This window comes from Deltaproteobacteria bacterium (genome assembly GCA_003696105.1).
Classification (GTDB): domain Bacteria; phylum Myxococcota_A; class Polyangia; order Haliangiales; family J016; genus J016.
This window is the reverse complement of record RFGE01000220.1, coordinates 1-10325: the sequence shown is the minus strand read 5'-3', so window position 1 is coordinate 10325 and position 10325 is coordinate 1. Positions and strand designations below refer to the sequence as shown.

Genomic DNA, 10325 nt, shown 5'->3' with positions numbered 1-10325 from the left:
GTCATTCACGTCCCCGGCGTCGCCGGACCGCCACTCGGAAACCCGATCGCTACATAGAACTCAAACAGAAACTGTCTCAAACCTATTGACACATTCCGGGTCTGGGGTGACGACGCGGAGCTCTGTTTTCAGTCTGTGAACGAGAGCGCGCATGTCGGGTTTGGAGACTTTGTCCAAAAGATTGTCGATCTGCGTGGCGGCCCTCCCGCGTCGTCTCGCCGCAAGTGATCGCAAGTGATTCCTCAGGCGCGGGATTCCGGTGGCCTCGGGCGACTTGACCAAGGCCACATCATCGTCGTCCGACGAGAGCTTGCGGAACTCGATCGGAGCCACCGGGAAGACCTGGACTCGCTCGCACACTCGCATCATCTCGTCCTGATCGATGTGGCCCAATGCGTCGCGCAATTGAGAGCGGATCATGCGCTCGACGTCAGCGGAGACGGCCGCAAGAGCGTCTTCGAACGCCGGTCGAGTTTCGCGAGAGCGCCTTCGTCGCGCGTCCTTGGCCGACTCGTCGAGGCGACTGACCGCGATCGATAGCACCAGATCGTCATCGGCAGCGTTGGCGAGCCGCCGGAAGAATCGGATGTCACGCAGCTCTTTCAGTGTGCCTTCCGTCAGACCGGATCGATCGACAACCCACAGGACGGCGCGCGCGCGCTGGAGCTCCCTCCGGCTCACAAGGTCGTGCTTGTCGCTGGCGATGCCGAAACCGGGCAGGTCGATCATGCACAAGCCGGGAGTCAGGATTTCGGAATCCCAGCCAACCTCGATGGCCTCGGTAAGCGGAGCTAGCGAGCCCGCGGCGTGGCTCTCCAGGTCCTCATAGAATCGTTCTTTCGCATCTGCGATTTCGTGCCGGAGCGTCGTGTTCCCCGCTCGTATGGCGGCGATTACATCGTAGGTGAGTCTGAGCGAGTCAGCGCTGTTGCTGCTCGTGCTGTCAGCCATTTTCGTTGCAAGAACGTCGGCCGTCGTCTGACTGAACGGCGTCCCGTCAAGCAACAAGCGGGCCGCGTACAGGTCCTCCGGCGTGGCGAACCCGGATGTGAGCGCGTGCTGAAGCTCTGCGAGTCGATTTCCTCCGACGTAGCGGATCTCCACGTACGGATGTTGTGCGTGGCGAACGACAATTGCCGCGGCTGTGTGCGGTCCGGCGCCGCCGGAGGGTAGCAACGGGAGCCCGCTCGAAACCAGCGCGTTGATGAGCGTGCTCTTGCCGACCGCGGCCTGCCCGACAACCACGACATGGAGCGCTGGCGTTGCCCGGCCATCCGGCTGGAGCCAACCTTCGCGGTCCTCAAGCTCCGCGATCTCGCGCGGCATGATTGTGCGCAGATCGTTTCGCACGTCTGGGTACCAGTCGGCGAAGGAACGCGGCAGCGGCGTTTTCCGTTCGGACTCATCGTCCACAGCAAGTGACCTGGAAGCGTCGACGGCTGTGGTTGCCGAATCGGACAGAACCTCTGCAAGATCGATGCGCGCGCGTGTCGCGACTAGGTACCGAAACTCGCGCACGACCTGCTCGGCGCGGCTGCCCGAAATCCCCAGCGCCGTTAGATCAAATGCGCCGAGAAACCACTCCACGAGCATGAACAGGTTCGTGATGCAGATCTCAGCACTTCTTTGGGGGGGCGAGTGCTCCGGTGTCTGCTGGTGGCTGCCGATGTTCCCGGTGCGTTGGACGACGTTAAACGCGGCCTGCAGGTCGACGCCGAACGGCAGAGCACGGCGAAGCTCATGGAGACAAAGGTCGAGCTTTGCTTCTTTGCTGTTGCCTTTCAGCTTGGGCATCGGGATACCATGGTGCTCCAGGCTCGCGAAGGCCATCGCCTCGAGGCTCTTGCGCGCAAAGTGCTGCGACGAGTCCCATCGCTCCTTCCGATACTGCGCCAGGCACTCCTCAAGATGGGAGTAGAGCGACTCCACATAGTGCGTGATGCGCTCCCGACGGTCCGCCCCCATACCAAATAATAGGCTATCACGGGCGAGAATCGCGATGAAGCAGCCGGCCCGACGTTTGGTGGTCGCTCGACGAAAGGGTGTCTGTGCGTTTGTGGCCAACAGGACGTGGGCCAGTTCCATTCCCGGTTCGCCTGGCTCATGGCGGTGGCGGTGGGACCAGCATCGAGGTCGCCGACCTTGATCAACGTGAAATGCGCGTGGAATAGACCACCGTCTTCAATGCACTGGCCGAGCTTGTGGATCGGAACGATGCCTCCGTCCTCGTCCACTAGGACTAGCCCACGCCGCCGCCGGGTTCGACGCGAACTACGCCTTCGAAGGAGTGACTCCCTTTGGGGGATGAGTCGTTGTTGTCGTTCGCCGCCAGCCGGACGCGCACCGGGCAAGGATCTGACACCGAAAAACGCGAGGACCTCCGCAGTCAGATTATCGGCCGGATGCGTCTGGCTGGTGGACGGACGTAAACGCGGGAAAGGGGTGCAGTCACTCGGCTCCGGCGTTCGGCTGTTCCACGTTGCGTGGAGCGGTGAGCTGGTGTGCGAGCACTGCTTGGCCAGGCTCGGCGTCGCGACGCTTGCCGCCACCGGAAGAGCCGAAGCGCCGAGTGTCGCTGCTCACGGCGGGCGGCGGGCGCGCACCGCCGCAGCCGAGTCTCGATTGGTCCGACGGAAACTACGAGTAATCCGTGCCGAGCTAGGCATAGTTCCATGGCATCGCGCGCAGTTCCTCGTACTTCAGGGGCGAGCCGTTCGCGATGGCTTCCCGTAGCGGTTTGGCGCGGTCAGTGCTCCAGTGGTGCGCGAAGCCGGCGTATCGGCCGAGTACCGCCAGGTTCGCTTGGACTTGTTGCTCGCGGCCTACCAGGCTCATCAGCGGGAGGCTGGTCGCCAGCAGGGCGGCACGCTTCGAGTCGAGGGCGTCGCACCACGCGGCCGCCCGAGCCCGGAGCTCCTTCGAGTCAGGGGCGATGTACAGCGCCCACTTGAGGCAAAGGTCCCATGGAGTAGCGCCGCGCGTCTCGGGTGGCTCGGTCAGCTTCAGAAGCCTTGCGACCAGTGGGTCGCTGTCGACGCTGGCTCCGCTTGCATGACGGGCGCCAGCGAGCCGAAGCCGGTGGAGTAGGGAGGCGCCTACCCACCTTTGCGCAGGTCCTCGATGACATCGACTGTCATCTACTCCATTGTTGCTTCCCTTCGCATAAGCTCGGCAGTACAAGCCCTCGCTCCACCGTCGAAAAGGAGCCGCACCCAACTATTAGTGGCGTTCGATCAGGTTGATCGTAGCCGGCTCTTTGCCGCCACCATGGTCGTACCAACGGAGATAGACTCGATACGCCTCGGGTGCGTACTCGAGAAAACCCGACGTGTGGGCCCGGTCTCGCCGCAGGGCAGCGATTGCGTACTGAGCACAACGCTTCGAGTACTCGCTGCGACTCGGTGACTCGTCTTGCGCGATCCCGAGCTGCCGCAGCACGTTTCCCGCGGCGGACGTTCGCGGAGCTTGCGCGTCGTCGTACAGCGCGCGTTCGCTGTTTCCCACCCATTGTCCCAAGACGCCCAGGGAACGTGTCGCCTCGTCGTAGTTGCCGGCCGCTGCCAGCGTGTCGACGTCGCGAGCGAGAGCCTCGATCCCGACGGCGATGATCCGCGCGGCGTCCTCCGGCGAATGCCTGGCGAGCAAGCGCAGGTTCTCGCGAACCTCGTGCTGCTCGAACATCACCTGAGACTTCAGCGCGCCGGGGTCCTTGAACCATGCGATGGCCTCGTCGACGCGCGCCCGCGAGACCTCTTCGCCGCGGCGTTCGCCGCACGCCAAGGTCAGCAGGACGACAAGAGGAACTACCAGCGCTCGCATCATCTGCGAAAGACTCCAATGTCGATGTCGGCACGACCGCCGCTGTGCTTGTAGGACGCTTTCATGTCATCGAGGAAGTCGCGAGTCTCCGCACCGTACTTCTCGTTTCGGCTGGCGACCTTCGACCCGGTGGGGTCCGTGACGTCCTTGTACGCGGCTATGGTAATCTCGAACATTCGCTTGGCAAACTCCTCGAGGATCTTCTCCTCGCTCCAGTCACCCTTGGCCGCAGCTTTGCCAAACTTCATGCCAGTCTCGAAGGCCGTGACGAGCGCTTTGTGCGCCGGGAACGCGAGACCGACGACCTTGGCCGTGCCCTCGATGATGTTGGTCAGTACGCCGACTATTTCCTTCGGATCGTTGAGCGTCTTGCGCACGGCCTTCTCGGTCTGACCGATGAGGACGCCGATGTTTCGAGCCGCGTCTCTGGCCTTGTCGAGGTCGCCGCTCGTGAGATGGTGCGCGTAGATCTTCGCGTTCGCCTCGACGAGCCCGATGATCCACTGTTCGGCCTGGGCGCGATCGGTCTTGATCAGCCAACTCAGGTCGCGCTGGAACTCGTCGCGGAAGTAGTCGGCGGAGTACTTGGCAGCGGCCGGATCGCTCAGGAGCGCAACTCCCCAGCCGGCGTACTGCTGCTGCGTCGGGCCAGTCAGACCAGCGCGGTGGTGGCTCGGGGACAGCGGGCCCCTCGGCGCGTTGGGTGCCTTTTCGAACAGCCCGTGGGCGAGGTCGGCCTTTACGCCGACCAGTTTCGGATCCCGGTCGGCGGCCAGGGTCTTGACCAGGTTGTTGATCTGCGACGGCGGCAGCGCCAGCGCCTTGTCGAGAACCTCCGCGTACAGCCGTTCGTCGACGTTGATGATCTGTGACATCGCTTTGCCGAACGCCACGGGATCGCGGCGCGCCATCGCGAGCATCCCGGCTTCCGGATCGCCACCGAGGGCGGCCTTGTACTCGTCGAGCTTTGCAGTGACCTTCGACAGCCGACTCATGCGTTGCTCGGAGGTGTCGCCGCGCTCGTAGGTGTAGAGGAACACATCGTCGGCCATGTTCTCGACCTTCGAGAGGATACGCTCCTTGAGCACCCTGCCGCCATCGCCGTCGGTGAGCGTCACCTCGTCGATGAACGGCTCGAGGCGATGCACGCCGCGCCCGGCCAGAGACTCCATCGCGCCTTCGGCAGCGAACACGTACTCGGCGTAGGCGTCGTCCCACGCGTCGAGCTTGCCGTCATTGGCGTGGTCGGCGAGCCCGGCACCGAATTTCGCGGCCGCCTTGGGGTCGCGCTTCATCAACACCTCGAGGGCGTCTTGGCGCTCGGACTTCGACAGCTTCGAGAACTCGTCACGCGCCGCCTTCAGCCCGAGCGGCTGTTGTGTCACGGTCTGCACAAAGCGCGCGGTCTTCGGGCTCACGTGCTCGGCGCCCGCGACCTTCGCGACGTCGGGCTTCACACCGGCGTCTTTCGTAAACATCGCGTCGGCCGCAACGGTCTCGAACGAGTCCGGATCGCCAGACTGCAACGCATGGTGGCGAGCAGTCGATGCGGCGTGGTAGTCGTGGGCGTCGTTCGCGACGGTCGGCCGAAATTTATCGATTGCGAGGTTCATGAGAATGCTCCGTTGGGTTGGATGTGGCTAGCGCCGGCGGCGCGGCGGCGCGACGAGAGCGAGGGCGACGAGGGTGGCGGCAAAACTGTGCGTGTGCCCGGGTCGCCGGTCATCAAGATGAGCGCTACGGCCGGGTCTCCCGTGGTCGGCGCGCTGCCGACGATGGCGTCGGACTGCGTCCCGACGTCGAAGCCGACCTCGCAGCCGGACCAGGGCGCTTCCGGTCTGGTGCGTCATGGTCCAGGTATCGGGCGCGCCCGCCTACGGTTGCGCCCGAATTCTCAACTAGCTCTACTTACAGGCGAATTCGAGACTATCGACCGTTCACGAATCGCGAATTCTGTACGCGAAGTGAATCTGAGGCCGCAGGACCGTTCCGGTTCAGTTGAAACGCGGCTCTGGCGGCTCTGTCACACAGTTATCAACGCTCGCAATCCCAGTTGAACGAATCCCGTCAACGACAAGCGAATCATCGCGGACGCCCAGGAAACAGCGGTCAGCGAACCAGCGTAAGTGCAGCGACAAAGCGATCGCGCAGATCTGTCCCCGGCGGCTGATTGTACGCGCTCGAACACCAGACAGTTCGAATCCGCCCTGAACGACGAGCTACCAACACGCCGATGGTGGGACGGTCATCCTTGTGCTTGAACGGAACGGTTTCCCAGCCCGCAGGGTCAACTCCCAAGGCCGAGCCAAAGGCTCTTACCAGCGGCTTGTCCTTTGCCGCCGGAAGAAAAACGTTCGCCATGGCGCAGACGGTGTCAAACCGATCGAGGTGTGCCTTCAGCGCATCCAGGTAGTCCCTGAGCAGCGGCTCCTTGAACAATGCCTCGAGCCAACTCTTGTCGAGCCTGTCGCTATGGAAAGGCAGCAACTGAACCTGAAGGACGCCAGTCTTACCAAGTCGGCGCGCGACGTCACGCATCGAATGGACTCGGTTGCGGGCGGTCATCGAAATGCGGGAAGTTGTCGCGTAGAAATCACCGAGCCGTGGAGCCACATCGGCAAAGCGAAGCCGTTTCAGCGGAGAGTCGGGCGCATCGACCGCATCACGTCGCTGAAACGGCTCACCATTGCCCGGATTCGTCGCGAGGATGACGAGAGGATCGGACTGGTCCCCGAACACGAGATAGGGCTCGGGACAATAGTCTGTCGTGCTGCCAACTCGGTTGGGAAATGCCGCGCAGACTCGTGCAGACAGGTTCAGCGTTCCGCCGAGCCAGTCTGCGTAGAGTTCGTCGCATAGATCGACGTAGGTCATGTGTCTAGATTCGCAGAACAAGATTCGTTGTGCACGAGGCGTCGGCACCACGGCTGTCATGCAAACGCCGCAACCAGGACTCCCCGTTGTCCCCCTTCAACGGGGGTAATGTACCACCCGGACCCCGATCTCGATCGCGATCCACGCGCCCGATCCCGCAACCGCGTTGCAATCCGTTGCGGTTGTAAACCTGAGCGCGTCGCCGGTGCGTCAGGCAACTGTAACCAACCTTACGGTACACGCGTCCCCGTGCAACCTGATGTTGCTGTTGAACCACGCGCGCAGGCCGGTGGTATCCTCTCATGGGTTGCCGTCGCGCACATATCATCCGCTGTCCCGCGTCGTCGGCCGACTCGAGCAATTGCTCGAGCCGGCGCTAAAATCGCCGCCTTTCTGGGTGCGGGCGGAGGTGTCGTCGCCGAAGGAGCACAACGGGAACCTGTACTGCGACCTCGTAGAGACCCGCGACGGAACGATGGTCGCCCGAATGCGCTGCGTGATCTGGCGCTCGGATCTCGTCGAGATCCGCAGAGAATTCGAGGCGAACGGGCTCGAACTCGCGTTGGAAGACGGCGCGGAGATCGGGCTCCAATGCAGACCCACGTTTCACACCAACTATGGGCTGTCGCTTCGAGGCCTGGCGCTCGATCCGGAGTTCGCCCTCGGCGCGCTCGAACGCAAGCGACGCGAGATCCTCGAACGCCTGCTCCGCGAGAACCTGCTCTTCGCCAATGCGTCACGTCCCGACCCGCTCATCCCCAACCGCGTCGGCGTAGTCACGAGCGTCGGGTCGGCCGGGTGCACGGACTTCGTCGAGACCGCCCGGCGCAGCCCGTACGGTGTGCGCATCCTGCTCGCCGACGCGCGCATGCAGGGGACGGACACCGAAGCGACCGTTGTGCGAGCGCTCGACGCTCTCGATGCGCTCGACGTGTGTCTTGTCGTCATCGTCCGCGGCGGCGGCAGCCGCACGGATCTCGCATACCTCGACAACGAGGCGATCGCCCGGCGCATCGCGTCGATGTCCAAGCCCGTGTGGACCGGCATCGGCCACGAGACGGACCGCAGCGTACTCGACGAAGTGGCGGCGCGAGCTTGCAAGACTCCAACCGCGGTAGCAGAACGGATCGTCGAGAGACTCGACTCCGTCGCTCGATCGCTACAAAACGCGACCGAGCGGCTACACATCGAGTTCGAGCACCGCATGCAGCCCAACCGTACGATCCTCGCGGACGCGGCGAAGCGGCTCGCGCGCGGCCCGACGACGTCGGTTTGCCAACACCGAGAGCGGCTCGGCGCCATCGCTCGCGCAGTCGCGATCACATCCTCCGCGCGCGTCGACCGGGAAAGTCTCCACGTCGAGGCCCTGCGGCGCGCAATCGCGGTGCGCGCCGCCGGCGTCTTGGGGATGAGGCGGCAGGAGTTTCGAGAACGCCGCAAGAGCTTGGTCAAGACCACGACCCGCATCGAGCAACGACACCGCGAACGATTGCACCACGCGCGCACGCGGCTGCTGGCCGCCGGCGTCGCGCGCCGGTTCGACCACCACCGCGACCGAATCGAGAACGCGACCCGCATGATGCGAGTGCAGAGCCGCCGCTTGCTCGGACACGAGCGCACGCGCATTGCAAACCAGCGCGCGAGATTGTCGGTCCCGCATGCCCGGCTTGGCGCAGCGCGCGAGCAACTTCGCTCACACCACAAGAGCTTGCTCAAGACGTCGGCGCGCTGGATTGCGAGTCGCCGGCTGCTGCACGATGGTTACAGGCGACGCCTTCGAGGACCACTGCAACGCCGCGAGGTCGCCGGACACGCCGCGGCCCTCCGCGAGCTCACCAGTCGCCTCGCGCAGGCCGCGACTGCCCGGTTGCGCACAGAAAGCCGCGGGATCGCGGCGATGCGCGAGCGGTTTCAGATGGAGCGCTTCATCCGCCAAATCGAGCAAGCGCGCGCACAGCACCGCTCGTTCGAACGCACGCTGCGGGCCAGCGATCCGCGGCTTGCGCTCGAGCGCGGATACTCCATGACCCTCGACGAACGAGGCGAGCTGATTCAGTCGATCCGCGACTTGACGCCCGGCACGGTGCTGCGCACCGAGGTCCGTGACGGTACGATCGTGAGCGTCGTCGACCGAACGGAGGGGACAGAATGAGCGACGATTCCTTGACGTACGAGCAGAAGCTGGAGCAACTCGAGCAGATTCTAAAGCGCCTCGACGAGGCGAGCACGCCGATCGACAGGCTCGCGGCGGATGTCAAACAAGGCGCGCGACTGATCAAGGAGCTCGACCAGCAGCTTCGCAGCGTCGAGGCCGAGGTCCGCGACGCGTTCAAGCAGTTGGAGGACAGCGGCCTGACCTCGGAGTAACACCGAATGGCTCGGCGCCGACCACTGCGCCCGCCCGATGCGCAGCGTCGCTCGACGGTCGGCTGCCCGGGCGAACGCGCGTAGTTCCCAATCGCGCGGCGCGGCAGGCGATACGATCTGAAACGGCGCTAACATCGCCCCATGCCTCCGCACTTCGCCGCCACGCGGGCGGCGCCGGCCCTCGCCTTCGCCTCGCCAACGGATCGGCGCTGAACGGTCCCGTCCTGCTATACTGCTTGCAGGGGTATCGGCCCAATGGACGAGCGCGAGCTGCTCAAGCGGATTACCGTGAACCCGGCAATTTTCGGGGGCAAACCGATCATTCGCGGGCGACGCCTGGCGGTCGAGCACGTGCTCGGTATGCTGGCGGCCGGCGATGACCCCGACACGATCCTGCAGGGCTACCCGTGGCTGGAGCGCGACGACATCCGCGCCTGCCTCGTGTACGCGCGCCGCGTCGTCGGTCATGAGCGCATCGAGCCCTTCGTAATCGAGCCGGGCTCGTGAACGTCCTGTTGGACGCCTGCGTCTGGGGCGGTGCGCGGCGGGATCTCGAAGCGGTCGGGCACGACGTCGTATGGGCGGGCGAGTGGGACGAGGATCCCGGCGACGAGGCAATCCTCGCGCATGCGCACCGCGAACGGCGTGTGCTCGCGACGCTCGACAAAGACTTTGGCGCGCTCGCCGTGGCCGGCGGGCAAGCACACAGTGGAATCGTTCGCCTCGTCGGCGTTCGCGCGCGTCAGCAGGGAGAGACGCTCGCGCGGATCCTCACGGCCTACGCCGCCGATCTCACCGCCGGCGCCGTGATCACGGTGGAACCGGGCCGCGTCCGCGTCCGCTTGCCTGCTGGCGACGACGACTGACGGCCCGACTTCGTCTCCCCGATGTCTCCACGACCGCGGTCGACGCGGGGGGAGTGCAGCGGACACGAGCGGGGAGACATTTGGGAGACGCGACCCGAAACGTCGAAGCCCTGGACGAAAAGGCGTGCGGTCTCGCCGGGTTAGACGTCATATCCAGGGACTTCGACTCCCGGCGCCTCCACTACTCAACTACCTGTGATACCTCCACATTTCGATCGCGGAGGTGTCCCTCTCCCATATGTCTCCACGATCGGATCTGCGATCGGCGCCCTCGAGCAACCGGATCGCGCGCTCGGTCTCGCCCGGTGTCATCTCGCCCGATCAGGCCCCCGGACTGAGCGGGTTTTCTCACGGTCATGCCCCCAGTCCATGACGGGTTTTCTCAGGATCAGGACCCCG

Annotated in this window: 7 protein-coding genes; 4 read left to right on the top strand and 3 right to left on the bottom strand. The window is 64.5% G+C overall.

The features are described 5' to 3' along the window. Positions 1-60: 60 nt before the first annotated feature. From D6689_14830 to D6689_14820, 3 genes are all read right to left on the bottom strand, one after another. Entirely contained in the window at positions 61-2085 is a 2025-nt protein-coding gene (locus tag D6689_14830) for a hypothetical protein (protein RMH40124.1), read from the bottom strand. A gap of 1134 nt (positions 2086-3219) precedes the next feature. Next, positions 3220-3780, bottom strand: a complete 561-nt coding sequence (locus D6689_14825; protein ID RMH40123.1) for a hypothetical protein — start codon at positions 3778-3780, stop codon at positions 3220-3222. A 38-nt stretch (positions 3781-3818) separates the two neighbouring features. Then, complete coding sequence (locus tag D6689_14820) at positions 3819-5432, bottom strand: hypothetical protein (protein ID RMH40122.1); 1614 nt, start codon at positions 5430-5432, stop codon at positions 3819-3821. A 1520-nt stretch (positions 5433-6952) separates the two neighbouring features. Here D6689_14820 and xseA point away from each other — a divergent pair. From xseA to D6689_14800, 4 genes are all read left to right on the top strand, one after another. Next, positions 6953-8845 carry an exodeoxyribonuclease VII large subunit gene (xseA, locus tag D6689_14815; protein ID RMH40121.1) on the top strand — a complete coding sequence of 631 codons (1893 nt, stop codon included), beginning with the start codon at positions 6953-6955 and terminating at the stop codon, positions 8843-8845. Continuing rightward, positions 8842-9060 carry an exodeoxyribonuclease VII small subunit gene (gene xseB / locus D6689_14810; protein RMH40120.1) on the top strand — a complete coding sequence of 73 codons (219 nt, stop codon included), beginning with the start codon at positions 8842-8844 and terminating at the stop codon, positions 9058-9060. Before xseA ends, xseB begins: the two co-directional genes overlap by 4 nt. Positions 9061-9315: 255 nt before the next feature. Beyond that, positions 9316-9567, top strand: coding sequence for a DUF433 domain-containing protein (locus D6689_14805; GenBank protein ID RMH40119.1), 252 nt, complete (start codon positions 9316-9318; stop codon positions 9565-9567). After that, complete coding sequence (locus D6689_14800) at positions 9564-9926, top strand: toxin-antitoxin system, toxin component, PIN family protein (GenBank protein RMH40118.1); 363 nt, start codon at positions 9564-9566, stop codon at positions 9924-9926. The genes D6689_14805 and D6689_14800 overlap by 4 nt, the downstream gene beginning before the upstream one ends. The last annotated feature ends 399 nt before the right edge of the window (positions 9927-10325 follow it).